Below are 19,214 nucleotides of genomic sequence, written 5' to 3'. Positions count from 1 at the left end.
GTCTCCCCTTTTCTCCTACGGTTTCCCTGATGCCGATGCTATTGGGAATTTTATTTGTACGAGGGCCCCGCCATCATCCGGATGATTGGAGATACGTATACCCGCATCGGCGTCTTTATAATAGACTCGAATGCGATAATGTACATTCAATAGACCTACTCGCTGCATCGTTCGATAATCCGTTGGAGTGCCCGGTCTCCCAAGTATAGACTGGATGTCTTCCAGCTTGCCCGGAGCAAAGCCTTCTCCGCTATCATGAATCATGATTGTCGCGTATGTTTCTTCAAGCTCGACACGGATCTGTATTTTCATGGGCGCCCCTGTTCTCTCGAAGCCATGTTTGATACTATTCTCAATAATGGGCTGAATAACGGCCTTTAAGCAATAAATCCGCTGCATGGGATCTTCTAGCGAATAAATCAGCTCGATCCGATCGCCGTACATAATGTTCATAATTTTGATGAAATCGCCGGCATGCTGGATCTCCTCTTGCAGTGTAACCAGCTCCTGCTGGTAGTTGGATGTATAACGAAGCATATTCGACAGCGCCACTGTCGTGTCCATGATGCCCTGGTTTCCATCCAGATTAGCCATCGAATTAATCGATTCCAAAGCATTGTACAAGAAGTGCGAATGAATTTGAGATTGCAGCGCCGAGAATACGGCCTGCTGCTGAAGCAATCGCGACTCCGTCAGATTGTTCATCGATCCCTCCAATTCATCCAGCATTCGATTATAGGCTAATCCAAGCTCTGCCGCCTCATCAATACCGCCAATGGAAATTCTTTTGCTCAGATTACCCATTTGCGTCTCCTTGATCCACGATTTGAGTCTCAGTAATCGGGATGTGAGCGAAGAAGATATCATCCAAATCAGACCTATTGCAATAATGATATTGATGACTGCAACAATAATAGTGAAATCCCTTACTCGATAAACGCCTTCCGCTACATTCTCGTAGGGCACGATAACAATCGTTTTCCAGCCGGTATAGGGCAGGGTCTGGAACATAATCATTTCATTGGTTGCTTTCGAGTAGAAGGAGCCCGAGTCGCTCGCGGATACAGATGCCCAGATCGTCGGGTCAAGAGTAGTACGTTCACTGCCTGATTGAAGTAGAGTCCCGCCGTCCGGACCGCTTATTAGCGCAATGCTGTTGCGACCCAAATGGATCTGGCTCAGTATTTGCAGGATACGAGACGGATTAATATCGATCTTGATGAAGCCGCTGCTATTCCCGTAATCGAACTTCTTGGTCATCGTTAGTACTTGGGTCGCGCCTGTAGCTTTATACAGCACGGGCTGATGTACGAACATTTGAAGTCTCTTCGTTAATCGAACCTCCGAAAACCAGCTCTCCTGCTTGACCGAATAATCCAAATCCGGAAAAATGTTGCGGTCTTCCCGGAACAGCTTCTCGACTCCGTTATCATTATAGAGGGACACGGAAAGCAAATCCGGATACTGCGATTTAAAAGGAAGGACGAACTTCGTCTCCAGCCGATTCTCCATAATTAGCTGCTCGGATAGATCGTCCTTGTCTGCACGGAGCCACTGCTCGAATTCATAGCTTAAACCAAACAACAAAAAGCCGTATTCATAATCCAGAAAAAATTGATCAAGATTCAGGTTAGCTTGCTTTAAAATCTGATCGCTGAACAAACCAACATCCTGCCGGATCGTCTTCGAGCTCTCATAATAGCTGAAATATCCAATCGAGCATACCAATCCGATAACAAGCAGGAGCACCAGTACGATAAATTTCCACTTCAACGAACGGCGTATTGCGAGTATCCATCTCATAGCTATCCGTCCTATTTTTGAAGTTTAATTCGAGCGCTTCTACCGCACGAGCCTCGTACATCAACGGATAACCGAATCCGCGGCGATAACTCATGGACCTTGACGACCGGATCTATTGCGACAATGCCCGTGGCCGTACTATCGATGATAACTTCAATGATGCCTTTATTTAATTGCGTGGGGTCAGCTACGGAAAAAATTAAATCCGTATCGCTTTCTTGCAGCATGACGGATGATTTAGCGTTTACCGTCAGGCTGCCCACCGTCTTTTGCGCATCTCCCCAGAAATTAACGCCGGTTAACCCCAAGGCGCTATGCCTTACTGCATGCGCTTGCGAGCTATTCTCCAGCACTTCGAAAGCGGGATGCTCCTCCATGCGCAGGAGCCGCTCTTGGCTCGCCCCCGGCAGAATCGCATAACAATATTGGCCATCAACGGGGCGTATCCCATGCTCCAGGACTAGAGTCAAATAACCGTTGCTTATTTGATCCCTCTGTTCAATGCCGATATCGCTCCAGCTGCCGGTCCGCGTCTCGCGTATGACCATAACGGGTGTTTGCTCTGGAAAATAATAGCCTATATCGGCGCCGTTATGGAAGCCCGTCAGATGGATGGAGCGGACAGACTGCCATCTGTGCGCCCCCTCTTCCTCCGGTGTGTTGACCCTGCCATTAACCGTGGTCTGCCCGCCGCCGTCCGTATGCAACCTGCGGTTATCTACAATGGTTTCAACGGGATGATCTCCATCCATGCGGATATCCGAGCCTAGACATACAATGATTTCACCCAATAGGAACCATGATTTCCGCGCGTTTAGCGAGCGGCCCGGATGTTCGCCATGCAAGTCTGGCAAACCCTCCAACTCCATACCGGCAGCCGCAAATTTCCCTTCAAGCTCAACCCCGCCCACCCAGCTTTTTGAACTCAGCTTGCCGGCACCGTATTCCTCCGGCTTGAGACTTCTATCCACTGTCGTACCAGGCAGTCGTTGCATATCAACCGTCGGCCAGAATCCCTCACTAAATTGATCCAGATCTTGGGTATACAATTGAGTCATCCCGTGCGTAGTATGCCAGCCTTTGCGATTGACTCTCGAGATACATTCGTAAGCAGCCGTTCGAGACGAGTACATGCTGACCGAGAAGCCGTAATCGGGCTGCACATAAGCAACCCGATCCATTGCGGCATAAACTTTGGCGCTGGAAGGGCTATTCGGGGGCAACTGCCCGGCCTCTTGCTCCACTTGCTTGGCCAGCCGAATCATTCTGGGCGTCGCGTACGAATAATACCTTCGATAAGTATCCGACCGTATCCAATAGGCGACAAGTACCTTCCAACGTTCGACTTCCCTATGCGGGAATAATGGAATAGCCTCCACAATCGCATCTATTAATTGATGGCCGGCCTCATGGTCTTGCGAGTAGGACCTGGCAATTTCACGGCCTCTGCTCATGTCCATAAGAGCGCCCTTGTAGACAAGAGGGAGGAAACCTTCCTCTATCCAATGAAACAAATGGCCCGTCCGGTCATCCGTTATTTCCCACTCGGAGCCTTTCAGCCAATTTAACAGTCGTACCAGATGACTAAGGAAGGCTTTCCCGTAACCGCCATTATACGCATAACAATCGTGCTGAACAAAGGAGCCGTCCCGATGAAAGCCATCTCCTTGAGCGGAATAATCCAACACGGGCAATACTGCGCTTGTCGCGGCGGCAAGCATGGATGGTTTCCCAAGCACGGATCCTAGTATCGCGTGTACCGAGCACTTCCACAAGCGATTAGCCCCGGTTGAAGGTTTGGTACCATAATGAGCCGTGCTTGAGTAATTGTAGAAGACCGGGTCTGGCGAAAAGCGGAGGATAGCCTCCGCATGTTTGCGAATGAACGCAGGAGAGAGCTTATCATATAGCAGGACAAGGCAATCATTGATCTCGAGTGGAATGCCGATCTCAACATGCCACCAAAGCCGAAATCGACCGTAGTTGTCCGCATTGTAGTGATGAAGATGAAGCCACTCCAGCGCATCCGTAATATGATTGAATATAACAGTCTCATGGTATTGCTGACATCCTGCTGTCGCGTACGCCAGTGCCAATGCTTTAATACGCCGATAGCTTGTAAATATGGCGAGATCATATTGCGTCCCCGACAAATCCTGCCACAGGCAGCTGCGATCAGCGTGTAGATGGATGGTATCCGCATAGGATCTCGCCTCATCCGAGATCCTTTGCAACGCTAATTCGAGATCGGCGTCCGCTTCATCACGGCTGCTCACAGGGCTAGCTATAAGCATGTCCTTCCACTTCAGTCGCAGCTCCGAGCAGTTCATAACCAGGAACCTCCATTCGTGAAATCGGTTTTAGAAGTGATACACGCGCACATTATCAACATAGAAGGTACCCGGTACGGATGCTCCCGTATTTAAGTAAATTCCTTTCAGACTAGCCGCCGAATTACGGAATGAAAGATTGCTTGCCTTTATTTCGTTGTCAATGAAGAGGTCAAACGTATTGGTAGACGTCTTCGCAACAATTTTAACATGGTACCAGGTGTTGGCAGAGTAGGAAACGATATTGATCTGACTGATGCCATCAAAGGTATAGATATTGCCGACGGGACTAAAGGCTAACGTAAATGCGTTGGTCCCCGCCAGACTTCTTCCGCTTATGCCCATGCTTCCGCTCGTATTACTGCTCATCATGTCGAATTCGTAAGTCAAATCACCGGCGTACGGGGTGAAGTTCAAGGCGGCGGAGACGGCTTCAACCGAGCTGTTGTCATGCAGTCTAAGGTGTTTATCGCCAGTACTCGCCGCATCTGTAACCGTGACTGTTCCTCCCGCCGTTGTCACGGTCCAATTCGATGGCGCGGTATCGACGGGTTTATCATTAAAGTTCTCACGGATCAGATCCACAAGCGGAATCTCATTATATAACCGAGGAATCATCTTATCCGCATACCGCAGACCGAGCAGCTTCTGGCTCGCATTATTAAAGTGCGTCCCGTCTCCTACAGAAGAGGTCCCGCTGCTGGAAACCCAGTCCGATTCGTCAATATGCTGATCTATGGTTGTAAGCAGATTGTTGAAGGAGGCGCTCTTGCCAGGCAAGATTTGGCCCACGATTAGGGGCACATCCGGCATGCCGAGATCCTCCCTCAGATTCGTGACAAGCATATTGAGACTGCTCATATACGTACCGACATGACCGACATCGGATTCTCCTTGATGCCACAATATGCCCTTAAGCGTACCGGACTCCATGGCCGCAAGCGTTCTTCTGACCGCCTCCTCGTAAAGATTTGTACCGCTTCCCTTCTGCCATTGGGCCATCGTGGTGCCGCCTCTTGCATTGGAGATGATGCCGACCCCGATGTGAGGAAATTCCTCGGTAATCGCCTGGGCAAAGGAACTGCCTAAGCTATATCCATTGATCTTCGTATTAACCTCTACGGAAGAGTACCTGTTCAAGCCTTGAAGGGTAGTGATAGCCGGATAATTGGTTACCAGGCCAGCCCCTGCCGTCTCCCATTGATTGAGTCCGTTAAACAGATAGGTTCTATGAACTGCGGCAATATCTTGCGGCTCGATAGGAGCTCTCGAGGCCATATTGGACTGTCCGATCAGCAGGTACAAATGGAAATCTTCTTCCGGGTAGCCGATGGTTACGCCTGGGCTGCCGTAGAGGTCCGTACGAACAATCATGCTGGAAAAGCTGGATATGTTATAGACCTCGAGCTCATGGATGCCGAATGCGTAGGTCGCGTCCGGAGCTGAAATTTTAATATACCTGGCCGCAAGATTGTCAACGGCAATCGTTGTTGTCCGATTGGTCTCGCTAGTGGCCGGGAGTACTTGATTATAGACCTCGCTCCAACCGATATTGTCATCAGAGATGCTTACAATTAATTGATTAGCCTTCTGCCTGTATTCGGTAAGGACAATCTTATTAAACAGCTGCATCGAGCCTAAGTCCAAAGTTACGGATGCCGCTAATACCGAGGGCGTTCCGGGAGCATAGGATCTCCACATGGTGGAGGGATTGCCGTCCGTTATATAGGCTGCATCAGTTGTCCCCAGCGTTCCGCCTTGGTTAATAATCGCCGATTTTCCGAGTGCCAGATTACTATTGGCATGAGCCAAATCCTTATTCAATAAGACAACCCCCAGTAAACCCGTCCATGTCATGATAATAATAACGAGTACTTGAAAACGTTTTATCATCATCATACACCCCTTACTTGTAAATTTGAATATGATCTACATAAAAGGTGCCAGGTACGGATGCTCCGGTATTAAGATAAATCCCCTTCAAGCTTGAGGCGGAGTTTCGGAATTGAAGGTTGCTTGCCTTCAATTCGCCATTGATATAGAGATCAAATGTATTCGCGGATGTTCTTGCAACGATCTTAACGTGGTACCAGGTGTTGACCGCGTAGGTTTCAACAGGGTATTGATTGGCTCCATCAAAGGTATAGATATTGCCGCTGGGACTAAAGGCTAACGTAAATGCATTGGTCCCCGCCAGGCTTCTTCCGCTTATGCCCAGGCTCCCGTTTGTCTGTGCGCTTAGCATATCAAATTCATAAGTTACATCTCCGGCGTATGCCGTAAAGTTTGTTGCGGCGGACACTGCGGCGGCGGAGCTGTTGTCAAGCAGCTTCAGACTTTTATTCGTCCCGCCTGGGGAATTGTCAACGGTAACCGTACCGCCGGCAGTTGTCACATCCCAAGATGACGGCGCTATGCCAGTCGATCCATTATCGAAGCTTTCGTCCAGCAAATATTCGCGCGTGCTTAGAATAAGCTCCGGCGGATTCGCCCCTTCCCGGCTGGAGAGACTTGCATAACTCGATGGAATGGCCTCATACGAAAGAGCAACGCTAAGAATCCGATCTCCAGCAATCTGGGCGTTAACATATGAAGTGACATCCCACTCATAATATTGACCCGCTGCAGCAACGCTGACATTGGAGATTGCACTGCCTAGAGCAGGCTGATTATTCCATGTAAGGTCCGTTTCAACCCAATCGTCGCTTGTCTCATAGACGGTCAACACATCCTCAGCCGTTGTTGAATTCACATACACCTTCAACTTGGCGCTGCCGATCGTGGACAAATCAACGTCTGCAAGATTAAATTTTAAGAAGGACATCCGATCAAAGCTGTCGCCCGTACCGTTCTTTACAATCATTTCCGTTCGATTCCCGTAATTTACGTTAATCTTCGAAGGCTCGCCATCCACATAAGAATCGGCAGCAGGGCTAACCGTCTGTTGAATCCGCTCAGAGATGACAAGCGCGGACATATTGCTTTCCCCTTGGCGATCATCGAACGCCGTTACGAAATAAACGGAATCAATCCCTGCGTAATTAGAATCCGAATTATCGTTGAAGGTGGTTGTCTTGCTGTAGCCAATAATCTGTCCATCGCGGTAGATGGCATACGCTTCTGCTCCAGGCACTGCCGACCAGGCTAGCTTCAGGGTATTTTCCGTTTGTTTTGCAATCCTTACATTGGAAGGCGCAGTCGGGGCTGAAGGTGAAATCATCTGTACGGTAAGGGCACGTAATCTAATATCTGTTGAACCTGGTTTGCTTATCGTGACAGTCACCTTGCCGCTAACAATATCCGAAGCTTCATATTTGAACTTTACCCTATTGGTTTGAGTGATCTCATTGTATACTTGGCGGGTTCCGACAAAGATGTCATGACCAAAGTTCGGGTCGGAAGCATCCAATTGAATGTAGCCGGACGATCCTGTCGGAACGGTGATATCGATGGACAGCTCTCCAGTCGAGCTTTGCAGCCAATAGGCTTTGCTGGTCGGACTGCTGTCGCTATAGATCATAGTTCCGGGCGTGGCAATGGTGTAATCGTACCCTGTGAGCATGCTGTACTCATCCGCCGACTTGCTCCAAGGCAGCCCGGTTGCACTGTAGTCCAGGTTAGGAATTCTTGCCGCGATCTGCATGTTCAAGGCGATAGGCTGATAATAGGATGAATCACGGTGAATGTAGATACTGTCTTCCATCTCTGTATTGTATATAGAGATCCAGGCGGGATCTTCCGTATACATGCCCTTACCCCAGGTTGTTCCTACACCGTACTTCGTCTCCCAATCAAAATTAATATAATTGTATGCTTTGACGCCGGATGCCTTCAGCTCGTTAAAAAATTTAAGTCCAAGATCCGCCCAATTTTCGCTATTGCTTTCCATATAATTGGCGCCCGTTTCTCCTAACATAATAGGTTTGCTGCGGCTGACAGCGGCGGAAACGTACGAAGGTCTTGGTTCAATCGTAATTTTATTTTTGGTCCAATGATCGTATCCGAACCAATCCACATACTGATCGCCAGGATAAAAGGCGGAGATTTCCGACCACATAGGCCGTCCGCAAGCGGTCCATACCCAGGCTACATTCGTGACCCCTTCATCCTCGAAAATATGCCAGATTCTTTGGTAAGCGGCTACATATTTGGCGGCCGTAAAATTCCGGCAGTTAAATTCCGTCCCGATGCGGATAAAGAGATTAGCCGGAACCTCCTTGTACCTTCTGGCAAGCGCATGGATTTTCTCGTCTACCGTACCGGCATTGATGACGTCTAATTCCGAGTCTTCACTTCCTAGAGACTGACCGAATTGAAGATAGGCGCCAGGATAAAGGGCGGGGGCTTCCAGAACGGGAGCCGATAAATTCGTATTCAGCAATGGATCATACATGGTTACGATTGCAGGCTTGCGGTCGGGATCAGCCGTCATCATCATGGGAGCAATATTATAAGGCCGTTGACCAGCCGAGGACAGGATCTTCCCATCCGCCGGCTCGAATTTTTCCCCGAAAAAAGCCTCGGCTTGATTAGGGCCAAGAACGGGAGACAACAAACAGATACAAGAAATAAACAACATCAGCCTGGATACGATAAAGCGCTTACTTCTTTTCATTAATGATTCCCCTTTCGATTATAAAAGTTATAAGAAACAGGCGCCGATATGTAGCGGTAATCGTACATGCCGGCACCTGCGCTTACTTCATGTTATTTGCCATGTAGTTCGTTATAGCTCTCTGTAAGCTCCTTAATAAGGTCATCCCCGCCTTGCTCGCGGTACTCTTTTACGAAGGTATCAAAGTAATCGATCGATACATCGCCCAAAATGATTTTGGCGGCCGCTTCTTGGAACAAGGCGCCCGTATCCGGTTTCAGATCCGGGAATCGCGACAGGATTTTAGGATCTTGAAGCCCTGTCATGACGTCGGCCACCCCTTCTTGTTTGGATAAAGCGATGGCATCCTTCGAGAATTGATACAATCTTGTTTCTTCCTCATTGCGCACCAGCAAGGCTTCCGGATCTAACCCTGCGCCAACCCCGCGGAGTAATGCGGCTCGCAGATCCAGCTTTTTCTCTTTGTTTTTGGCGGTATCATAAATAATTTTGTCGCCTTCTTTTACATAGGTGTCGCCCTCAAGACCGAATTGCGCGAAAACGGCTCCATCTTGCGTAGCGAGCCAATCGAACATCTTAATGATCGCTTCCGGATTTTGCGCAGTCTTCATAATAAACCAATAACGGCTGCTAGGGGCCAGATTCCCCCCTAGAGCACCCTCATAGTCGGTACCTCGCGGTGTCGGAATGGTAATGAGCTCGTGCTTCGTGTCTTTTAGTGACGTTGTAAGCTTGAAATTCCAATTGCTTGCCGATAAGGTTTCATGATTAAAGGAACCTACCAGATCGGATAGAATTTTTTTCTCCTGTACAGGGCCCGTATTGTTCAAAAATTCAGGATCTACCAGCTTCTCATCATACATTTGTTTCAGGTAAGCAAGAACCTGCTTCATATTGGGATGAATAACAGACGGAATAATCTGGCCTTCGTGTTCCACGTAATTCCCTGCCAAGCCCCACATCCCTTTGATGGGTGCCCACCAAGTGAACTTTTCCCTCATAGAGAAAGGAATTTCGTCCTTCAGCTTGTTTCCGTTAGGGTCTTTATCGCGAAATGCCCGCAACAGATCCAGGTACTCATCAGATGTAGTTGGCACGGAGGCCCCGACCGTTTCCATCCAATCCTTACGTACATATAATGCCGTATTGTTGGAGGTCAGCAGCACATTGGGCAACGCAATAATTTGTCCTTTAATCGTAACGGAATCCCAGGTTTCCTGAGGAATAGCCTTCTTCAAGTTTGGACCATATTGATCAATCAAATCATTAAGCGGCAGTACGCGCTCCTGCGCTCCTGCATAATTCAAAGAATATCCCGTGAATAAATCCGGAGTATCGCCGGAAGCGAACTTCAGTCGCAAGGTTTCTTCGTATTTTCCGTGAGCAATCAGCTCGATATCGAGCTTCGTATTTGTTTTTTCCTCCAGATATTTGACATAGTTCTGCTCCGACATCGGACCATCAGGAAGTACGAAGTTATTATCCGAAACGAAATATTTGATTTTTACGGGGTCGGTATTTTCGACCTCTTTAACCGAATCCGTCGGTTTTGCCGTCGTTTGAGCACCTCCTGCTTCTCCCTTATTCGTACTCGTTGGTGCATTTGACCCGCCAGAACAAGCTGAAACTACCATTAATGCTGCAGTAATACCTAACAACATTTTTTTTCTAAGCATCCAAAACGAACCTCCCATTTTTACAATGTATTTGTTCATATATCAACGCATCATAGGCGCGGACATCAAGCTTACTCTTTTAACGAACCAAGCATAGTCCCCTTAATGAAATGTTTCTGTATAAACGGGTAGATAAACATGATTGGCACGGTCGCGACAATAATTGTCGCCATTTTTAGTCCTTCCGGAGACGTATCGAGCTCTTCCATGATGTTGGAGGACACATCATTGGTGTTCCCCTGCGCGATCATGGAGTATAAGTATAGCTGCAAAGGTCTCAGATCCGGCTTCGTAATGTAGATCATCGCCGAGAAGTAACTATTCCAATGGTGAACGGCATAATAAAGCGTCAGCGTGACAAGAATGGGAACCGACAACGGGACCACGATCTTGAATAAGATACCATACTCGGACATGCCGTCTACGCGAGCCGCTTCGAACAACTCCTCAGGCAAGCTCTTGAAGAAGGTAAGACAAAGGATGACATTAAACATGCTGATTGCGGAGGGGATAATCAGCGCCCAAAGGGTATTGATAAGACCAAGCGACTTCACAACGAGATAAGTCGGAATAAGAGGCGCGCTGAAGATCATCGTAAATACGATAATCAAAACAACAATCTTGCGGCCGCGCAGGCCCGACTTGGACAAAGGGTACGCCATCAGGACAGTAAGAAGAAGATTAATAATCGTGCCTACGACGGTAATGAAGATCGTAACCCGGAACGAGTTCCAAAAAAACGAGTTATTTAGAACCTGCCCATAATTATCGAAATTGAACTCTACCGGCCATAGCTTGACCTGCGAATGAATGAGTGCGTTAGTAGAGCTGAATGAACCTGCAATAATATGAAGCAGCGGGATAAGGACGATGATGCACATGAGGGCCAGGAACAAAATATTGCCGATGTCGAACGTTTTTTCTCCTAATGATTGTTTGATTTTCATGGTGCTCTCCTCCCGTGCCTTAATAAAGACTCTCTCCCGTTATTTTTTTGCTGGCTTTGTTGGCGACGACCAATAATATAAAGCCGATTACCGACTTAAATACTCCGATTGCCGTCGTAAAGCTGTATTGCCCTTCGACAACCCCGGCTCTATACTGGAAGGTATCCAGAACATCGCCTACCTGGTAAGTGATGGGGGTCAAAAATACGTAGATATGCTCGAAACCAAGATCAAGGATGTTACCAATCCGCAGCAGCAGCAAGATAACAATCGCCGGCATGATTCCGGGGAGAGTAACATGAAGAAATTGCTTCCAGCGACCCGCCCCATCAATCTTGGCCGCTTCATACAACGATAGATTGATGCCGGCAAGTGCGGCAAGGAATATAATGGAACTCCAGCCCATGTCCTTCCATATGCCTGTAGATACGATTAGCGTCCGGAAGTAGCCGGGTTCAAGTAAAAATTGGATCTTCTCATAGCCGAGGTAGTCGACAATCTGGTTGACTAGCCCTATTCTTGTCGATAACAGCATATAGGTTAACCCGAATATAATCGTCCAGGACAAGAAATGAGGCAAATAAAGAATCGTTTGCACAACCCGCTTGTATGATCTTAGCCGCAGCTCATTTAAAAGACAGGCGAGTATAATCGGTGCCGGAAACGAGAAGATAAGCTGGTACAAGCTAATAATGAGCGTATTCCAGATCAATCTGGTAAATCGTTCGTATTTAAACAATTCTTCGAACCACTGCAAGCCGACCCATGGGCTCCGCCGTATGCCCTCGAAGATGTCATAGTCTTGGAAGGCAAGCACGATTCCCAGCATTGGAATGTACTTAAAGATTAATAAATAAAGCAACCCTGGCAGCAACATGATGTATAGGGCTTTATTCTTTACCATGTACTTAAGGAAGCTTTCTCTCCGGATTTCTCCTGCCTTAATAGCCCGGACAGGGAGCAAATTTAGTTTCATCCCGATTCCCTCACCTCTGCAACGTACTTATGAATCGCTTTCATTCCTGTGTTTATTATAGATTTAACGATGACAATCCGGATATTAGAGAAAAGAACAACTTATATGGAGAATCGTCCACATAAATAAATTATTTATTATTTTTGAAAAGAGTTAGAATGACTTATGTAGAAATACTTATTGTGGCTGATTTAGACTTGAGGGAGAAGGTGAAGGACAGTGCCGCAAATCGTGAAAGTACTGCTTATTCTGGCTGGGGTATTCATTGTAATTGTTATTGGATTTCAGGTGCACTGGTTGCTCGGAATCGGGTTAATTGCCGGACTGTTGATTTATGTGATCTACGCCAATCTTTCGACGTGGTATGTTTTGAGGGGCAATGCGGTTTATGCGCAGGGGGACCTGGATAAAGCGCTGGCGTTTATGGAGAAGGCGTATAAATCGAAAAACGCCAACCCTCAGCATCATATTCAATATGCATTTTTGCTTATGAAGGTCGGGGAGCAGGAGAAGGCGGAGAAAGTGCTGCAGAAGCTCCTGCTGGTCGCTACCTCAACGGATGTTCGCATGCAGGCTAAGTCCAATCTGGCGACCGCGTACTGGCTGCTGAACAGGCAGGACGAGGCGATTGGGCTACTGGAGGAAATCTGTCAGGATTATAAAACGGTGACGGTGGTCGGAAACCTGGGGTATTTCAAGCTGCTGAAAGGCGATCTGGAGTCTGCGCTTGCGTTTAATGAGGAAGCCTATGAGTACGACGACAATGATCTGACCATTACGGATAACTTGGCGCAGAATTACTACATGTTGGGCAGGTTGGACGAGGCGGCAAGGATGTATGAAAAGGTGATGGCCAAATCGCCTAGGTATGCGGATTCGTATTACTATTATGCGAAAACGCTTGAAGGGCTGGGGCGGAACGAGGAAGCGGCAGAACAAGCCGGGTTGGCGTCCGAAAGAACGTTAGCGCTGGTTACTAGTATTACAAAATCCGAGATTGAACAATTAAAAGATAAGTTAGCCGTGGAAACGGATGCATTAGAAAAGATTTGAGCTCGTACAAATAATAAAATTAATACGTAATTTTTTGTCCTATATAAATAAGGCACTCTAACCCGAGTGCCTTATTTGCATCCTTGGCAACCAGAACCATGCTCTCTAAATCGCCTTTACCGTCTCGCCCTCGATCAACTCGGGCTGATAGTAGATGCTCGCCGGCAAGTCCCGTTTGCCCTGCAAATATTTGATGACCCAATCGGCCGCATCGCGCCCCATCTGTTCTTGGGGGTGGGTCAGCGTCGTTAGCTTGATATTCGCGTTTTTGGCGATATACGAATTGTCCTGGCCTATGATGGACAGCTCGTCCGGAATGCCGATCCCAAGCCTTCGGCACGCATGCACCACTTCCAGACCCACCTCGTCGTTATAGCATACCAGCGCGGTCAATGTTTCCCGATTATCGACCAGGAATTCCTCCAGATTGACGGACAGATCCGGCTTCGTCTCCGTGTCGAAGGACAGCACCTGCTCGGGGTGGAATCGAAGCTTGGCTTCCCCAAGCGCCTTGATGTAACCTTTCATGCGATATTTCCCTTGCAAATCATCCATCTTCGCGATTATCCCGATCCGGGTATGGCCCTTGGCGATCAGCTCCCGAGTGGCGAGATAGCTGGACTGCACATCGTCGAGGCAAAAAAATGGAACCTCCAGCTCTTCGTAATAGGCATTAATCATCGTAAAAGGAACCTCCCGTTCCTTAAACGACAAGTAGTACGCAATGTTAGGGTTGTAGACGTTGCTTCGTGTAGGCTCGATTATGAGTCCGTCCACGCCGTAGGACAACATCATCTCGAGCGCCTTCTTCTCCTGCATGATGTCGTTGTTCGTACTCGCGAGCAGCAGGGAGTAGTTATCCTCGTTCAGACGGCTCTCGATGCCGCGGATAATGGAAGGGAAGATATAGTCGGAGATATAGGTCGTAATGACGCCGATCGTTTTTTTTGCAGCGACTCCGCCCGTTTTGGAACGATATTGGCTGCTGACATACGTGCCGGAGCCTTTCTCGCTCCGCAGAAACCCCACGTTCGAGAGCTCAAGAATGGCCTTCCTGACAGTCTGCCGGCTGACCCCGTAGCTTTCCTGAAGAGCCAGCTCCGTAGGGATTTGTTCGCCGGCCTTGTAGGTCCCCGACAGGATGTTGCTTTTAATATCATCTATAATGATCTGATACTTGGGCTTCACGATATCCACTTCTTTCATTAGTGTTCGGAAAGTTGTACGTACATATTCTAACACGATTATTTCAGAATGAAAATGCAACAAAAGGTAGTGACGGGGACATTGTGGGTATAACTATTCAATTTCATTGACAAATGTACGTACAAAAAATATACTAAGGCTGTCAGTTAGGGAAAGCGCCTTCTTCCATATGTCAAGCGACTGGTTTATTATGGAATCTGTCGGACAGACGGGAGCGGCTATTATAGCATTAACAATCGTCTGGACTTGCAACCGCGAAGGGGAGAGGATAAACGTGACCAGGGGTCAAGTGAACTTAAAGGAAGCAATAACCAAGGGCGAAACATCGCTAGGGATAGAATTGGGGTCGACGCGGATCAAGGCGGTACTGATCGATCAAAGCTTCGAGACGATCGCATCGGGGAGCTTCGAGTGGGAGAATCAGCTAAAGGGCGGTTATTGGACGTACAGCCAGGAGGATATCCTTAAGGGTCTCCAGACCGCTTACCGCGAATTAAAGCAGGAAGTAGACCGGAATTATGGGGTGACTCTTCGGACCGCAGGTTCCATAGGCTTCTCCGCGATGATGCATGGCTATCTGGCATTCGACGGCAAGGGCGAGCTGCTAGTTCCGTTCCGGACGTGGCGCAACGCAACGACGGGGCAGGCGGCCAGGGAGCTCACGAACTTATTCCAATTCAATATTCCCGAGCGATGGAGCATCGCGCACCTATATCAAGCGATTTTAAACGAGGAGGAGCATGTCCCTCGCATTGATTTCATAACGACGCTGTCGGGTTACATCCACTGGCTGCTGACCGGCAACAAAGCCATCGGCATCGGGGACGCCTCCGGCATGTTCCCTATTGATGATGCCAGTCATAATTACAACGCAACGATGGTAAGTCAATTCGACGATCGGATTGCGTCCAAAGGCTACGCATGGAAGCTGGAGGAGCTCCTGCCCAAGGTGTATGTCTCCGGCGAGCAGGCCGGCGAGCTTACGGAAGCGGGGGCGCTTTTGCTGGACCCTGCGGGCGATCTGCAGTCAGGCATTCCGCTTTGTCCGCCGGAAGGCGACGCCGGGACGGGCATGGTGGCGACCAATAGCGTAAAGAAGCGAACGGGCAACGTCTCCGTGGGCACATCCGTATTCGCCATGATCGTGCTGGAGAAGGAATTGTCCAAGGTATATCCGGAGATCGATATGGTCACGACGCCGGACGGCAGTCCGGTCGCCATGGCGCATGCCAACAACTGCTCCAGCGATCTCAACGCCTGGATGGGATTATTTCGCGAATTTTCCGAGGCGATGGGCATCGATATCGATTCCGGCAAGTTGTTCAGCGTGCTGCTGAACAAGGCGCTCGAGGCCGACCCGGATGGCGGCGGGCTGCTCAGCTACGGCTATCTGTCCGGCGAAAATATTACGGGCATCGAGAAAGGCCGTCCATTGTTCGTCCGGTCGCCGGAGAGCAATTTCAATCTGGCTAATTTCATGCGGACGCATCTGTTTAGCGCTTTCGGGGCGCTGAAGCTTGGGATGGATATTCTGACCGAGAACGAGCAGGTCGCGATCGATAGCATTCTGGCCCATGGAGGTCTGTTTAAAACGCCGGTCGTGGGACAACGGATCGTAGCCGCCGCGCTAAACGTCCCTGTTTCGGTGATGTCCACGGCCGGAGAAGGCGGGGCATGGGGCATGGCGCTGCTGGCCTCCTACTTGACGGGCAAGGCTTCGGGAGAGAGCCTGGCCGACTTCCTCGAGGGCAAAGTGTTCAAGGATGTCGAAGGAACGGAGATCGCTCCGGATGCCAAGGATGTCGAAGGGTTTGGGGCCTTCGTCAAACGCTACAAGGCAGGGCTGGCCATCGAGCAGGCTGCCGTCGAGCATCTGCTAGAGAACGGGGGGCGCTAACGTTGTTGGAGCAGTTGAAGGAAGAAGTATATCAAGCCAATCTGGACCTGCCGAAGCACGGTCTCGTGAAATTTACTTGGGGCAATGCGAGCGCGATCGATCGGGAGAGCGGCCTGTTCGTCATCAAGCCAAGCGGAGTGAGCTACGAGAAGATGAAGCCGAGCGACATGGTGGTGGTGGATCTCGATGGCAACGTGGTCGAAGGCGAACTAAGGCCATCCTCCGATACCGCTACGCATGCCGTCCTGTACAAGCATTACTCGACTATCGGCGGTATCGTGCACACCCACTCCACCTGGGCGACCATCTGGGCGCAAGCGGGACTGGATGTGCCCGTCATGGGCACGACGCATGCGGATACCTTTTATGGCGCGGTTCCTTGTGCCCGCTTTTTGAACCAGGAAGAGGTTGACCGGGGATACGAGGCGGAGACGGGGCATGTCATTATCGAGACGTTCGAGCAGCGCGGGCTGGATGTCATGGCGATTCCGGCCGTCCTGCTGCAAGGCCATGCGCCGTTCACTTGGGGCAAGGATGTGAAGTCGGCGGTCGTGAACAGCGTCGTGCTGGAGGAAGTGTGCAAGATGAATCTGTATGCTCGGCAATTGAACCATTTTGCCAAGGAGCTGCCGCAGGGCATTCTGGATAAGCATTACCTCCGGAAGCACGGCAAGGACGCCTACTACGGGCAGAAGTAAGGGACTTATTCCACATATCATATAGAAAAGAGGATGATCAGGTTGTCAGCAGCAGATAAACAATTTTGGTTCGTCGTAGGTTCGCAGCATCTGTATGGGGAAGAGGCGCTGGCCGAAGTGAAGGCGCACGCGCAGACGATGACGGATGCCTTGAATAACAGCGGCCTGCTGCCATACCCGCTTGTGTTGCAGGATTTGGCTGTCAGCGCGGATAAGATTACTAGCATCATGAAGGAAGTTAACTATCGCGACGAGGTGGCCGGCGTCATGACGTGGATGCACACGTTCTCGCCCGCAAAGATGTGGATTCGCGGCACGAAGCTGCTCCAGAAGCCTCTTCTGCACCTGGCCACGCAATACAACGAAAGCATTCCTTGGGCTACGATCGACATGGACTTTATGAACCTCAACCAGGCTGCTCACGGCGATCGCGAATACGGCTTCATCAACGCCCGTCTGCAGAAACAAAATAAAATCGTCGTCGGCTACTGGGAGCGTCAGGAAGTACAGCAGCAGATTGCCGATTGGATGGACGTAGCAGTTGCGTACAACGAAAGCTTTAACATTAAAGTCGCCCGGTTCGGCGACAATATGCGCAACGTCGGCGTAACGGATGGAGACAAAGTCGAAGCCCAGATCCAATTCGGATGGACGGTGGACTACTATGGCATCGGCGACCTCGTGCAATACGTAAACGCCGTCAGCGAGCAGGAGATCGACGACCTGATGGCGCAATACGCCGAGCTTTACGTGTTCGAATACGGCGAGAACGGCAAGGAAGCCTGGGAAGCCAGCGTCAGAATCCAAGCGAGCTACGAGATCGCTATCAAACGGTTCCTGGACGAGAAAGGTTACAATGCCTTTACGACGAATTTCGAAGATCTGCATGGCATGAAGCAGCTTCCGGGTCTTGCGGTGCAGCGCCTGATGGCGCAAGGCTACGGCTTCGCCGGCGAGGGCGACTGGAAGACGGCCGCGCTTGACCGCCTGCTAAAGGTCATGAGCCGCAATCAAAACACGGGCTTTATGGAGGATTACACATACGAGATGGCGGCCGGTCAGGAAGCGATCCTGCAATCCCATATGCTCGAGGTCGATCCAACCCTGGCGAGCAGCCAGCCAAGGATCATCGTGTCTCCGCTTGGGATCGGCGATCGCGAGGATCCGGCGCGCCTCGTATTCGACGGCAAAGCCGGCGAAGGCGTCGTTGTCTCCATGGCGGACTTCGGCACGCATTATAAGTTGCTCATCAACGAGGTATCCGCGTTCGAGCCGACGATCCCCGCTCCCAAGCTGCCCGTCGCCCGCGTGTTGTGGACCGTGAAGCCAAACTTCCAGGACGGGGTCAGGGCCTGGATCGAAAATGGCGGCGGACACCATACCGTTGTTTCCTTAAATCTAACGACGGACCAAATCGTGACCTACGCGAAGCTGGTTAACTTGGAGTACGTCGTTATTAAGTAGCTTTCGTTCAATCTCCTCGGATACGAGTCGCCGAATAAAGTCTGCCCGGTGTGGAATTCTATACCTATACGCGGATAAATCAGCGTAACCGGCAGTTTTAAGGAGGTCGACTTACCCGGATGTTGAAGTTTATATTGAAGTGGCTTGTCAACGGAGCCATCGTTGTCGCGCTCCTCTTGTACTATACGGAGATCGGATTCTGGAATGCCGCGCTCGCCGCCACCGGTTTAACAGTGGTGTCCTATTTGATCGGCGATCAATTCCTGCTCCGGACGACGAACAACTTTTTTGCCGCCTTGTGCGATATCGTGCTGGCCGCGATCTATCTGGCCGTGTTGTCCTACGGCTTCAGTTGGGACTTGTCTTGGGGCGAAACGGCGTTTATCGCGTTCCTGATCGGCGTAGCGGAGTGGGTGCTCCATCGTTTCGTATTCAATGAAGAGTTTAGAGTCTCTGGCTAGAGGCAGCGTTAAGCCAACGAGAATCCACAGTAGCGTTTTCAAGAGCTGTCAGGCTTCCGCACCTTGCCTGGATCAAGGATCCAGGCAA

The 19,214-nt window shown here is 49.8% G+C and carries 13 protein-coding genes; 5 read left to right on the top strand and 8 right to left on the bottom strand.

Translation table 11 applies throughout. From position 1 onward, the window contains the following. Positions 1 to 15: 15 nt before the first annotated feature. The 7 genes from H7F31_RS02820 to H7F31_RS02790 all read right to left on the bottom strand — a co-directional run bounded on the left by H7F31_RS02820 (position 16) and on the right by H7F31_RS02790 (position 12,347). Positions 16 to 1,803, bottom strand: coding sequence for a cache domain-containing sensor histidine kinase (locus tag H7F31_RS02820; RefSeq protein ID WP_187102954.1), 1,788 nt, complete (start codon positions 1,801 to 1,803; stop codon positions 16 to 18). Between the two features lie 11 nt (positions 1,804 to 1,814). Further along, positions 1,815 to 4,133, bottom strand: a complete 2,319-nt coding sequence (locus H7F31_RS02815; RefSeq protein ID WP_187102952.1) for a polysaccharide lyase 8 family protein — start codon at positions 4,131 to 4,133, stop codon at positions 1,815 to 1,817. 30 nt (positions 4,134 to 4,163) lie between these two features. Then, entirely contained in the window at positions 4,164 to 6,026 is a 1,863-nt protein-coding gene (locus H7F31_RS02810; RefSeq protein ID WP_187102950.1) for a sialate O-acetylesterase, read from the bottom strand. A 13-nt stretch (positions 6,027 to 6,039) separates the two neighbouring features. Continuing rightward, on the bottom strand, positions 6,040 to 8,748 hold the full coding sequence (locus H7F31_RS02805) for a CBM96 family carbohydrate-binding protein (RefSeq protein ID WP_187102948.1): 2,709 nt from the start codon (positions 8,746 to 8,748) through the stop codon (positions 6,040 to 6,042). Between the two features lie 92 nt (positions 8,749 to 8,840). Continuing rightward, positions 8,841 to 10,424, bottom strand: a complete 1,584-nt coding sequence (locus tag H7F31_RS02800) for an extracellular solute-binding protein (RefSeq protein ID WP_187102946.1) — start codon at positions 10,422 to 10,424, stop codon at positions 8,841 to 8,843. A gap of 71 nt (positions 10,425 to 10,495) precedes the next feature. Then, positions 10,496 to 11,371: a carbohydrate ABC transporter permease gene (locus H7F31_RS02795; RefSeq protein ID WP_187102944.1), complete on the bottom strand. Its 876-nt coding sequence runs from the start codon at positions 11,369 to 11,371 to the stop codon at positions 10,496 to 10,498. A 19-nt stretch (positions 11,372 to 11,390) separates the two neighbouring features. Further along, positions 11,391 to 12,347 carry an ABC transporter permease gene (locus H7F31_RS02790; protein WP_187102942.1) on the bottom strand — a complete coding sequence of 319 codons (957 nt, stop codon included), beginning with the start codon at positions 12,345 to 12,347 and terminating at the stop codon, positions 11,391 to 11,393. Between the two features lie 219 nt (positions 12,348 to 12,566). On the opposite strand from H7F31_RS02790, the gene H7F31_RS02785 reads away from it, so the two are divergent. Beyond that, a complete protein-coding gene (locus H7F31_RS02785) occupies positions 12,567 to 13,400 on the top strand; it encodes a tetratricopeptide repeat protein (protein WP_187102941.1) in 834 nt (277 codons plus the stop codon). 105 nt (positions 13,401 to 13,505) lie between these two features. On the opposite strand, the gene H7F31_RS02780 is transcribed toward H7F31_RS02785, so the two are convergent. Further along, entirely contained in the window at positions 13,506 to 14,588 is a 1,083-nt protein-coding gene (locus H7F31_RS02780; RefSeq protein WP_187102939.1) for a GntR family transcriptional regulator, read from the bottom strand. A gap of 292 nt (positions 14,589 to 14,880) precedes the next feature. Here H7F31_RS02780 and H7F31_RS02775 point away from each other — a divergent pair, with 292 nt between their 5' ends. From H7F31_RS02775 to H7F31_RS02760, 4 genes are all read left to right on the top strand, one after another. After that, positions 14,881 to 16,503, top strand: a complete 1,623-nt coding sequence (locus H7F31_RS02775) for a xylulokinase (RefSeq protein ID WP_261800283.1) — start codon at positions 14,881 to 14,883, stop codon at positions 16,501 to 16,503. Positions 16,504 to 16,505: 2 nt separating this feature from the next. Further along, complete coding sequence (locus H7F31_RS02770; protein WP_187102937.1) at positions 16,506 to 17,201, top strand: L-ribulose-5-phosphate 4-epimerase; 696 nt, start codon at positions 16,506 to 16,508, stop codon at positions 17,199 to 17,201. Positions 17,202 to 17,243: 42 nt separating this feature from the next. Further along, on the top strand, positions 17,244 to 18,665 hold the full coding sequence (gene araA, locus H7F31_RS02765) for an L-arabinose isomerase (protein WP_261800282.1): 1,422 nt from the start codon (positions 17,244 to 17,246) through the stop codon (positions 18,663 to 18,665). A gap of 119 nt (positions 18,666 to 18,784) precedes the next feature. Then, complete coding sequence (locus H7F31_RS02760; RefSeq protein ID WP_087568342.1) at positions 18,785 to 19,126, top strand: DUF2512 family protein; 342 nt, start codon at positions 18,785 to 18,787, stop codon at positions 19,124 to 19,126. Positions 19,127 to 19,214: the final 88 nt, after the last annotated feature.

This window comes from Paenibacillus sp. PAMC21692, from assembly GCF_014303795.1.
Taxonomy (GTDB): Bacteria; Bacillota; Bacilli; order Paenibacillales; family Paenibacillaceae; genus Pristimantibacillus; species Pristimantibacillus agaridevorans.
The sequence above is the reverse complement of the archived record's forward strand: the minus strand, read 5'-3'. Positions and strand labels throughout refer to the sequence as shown.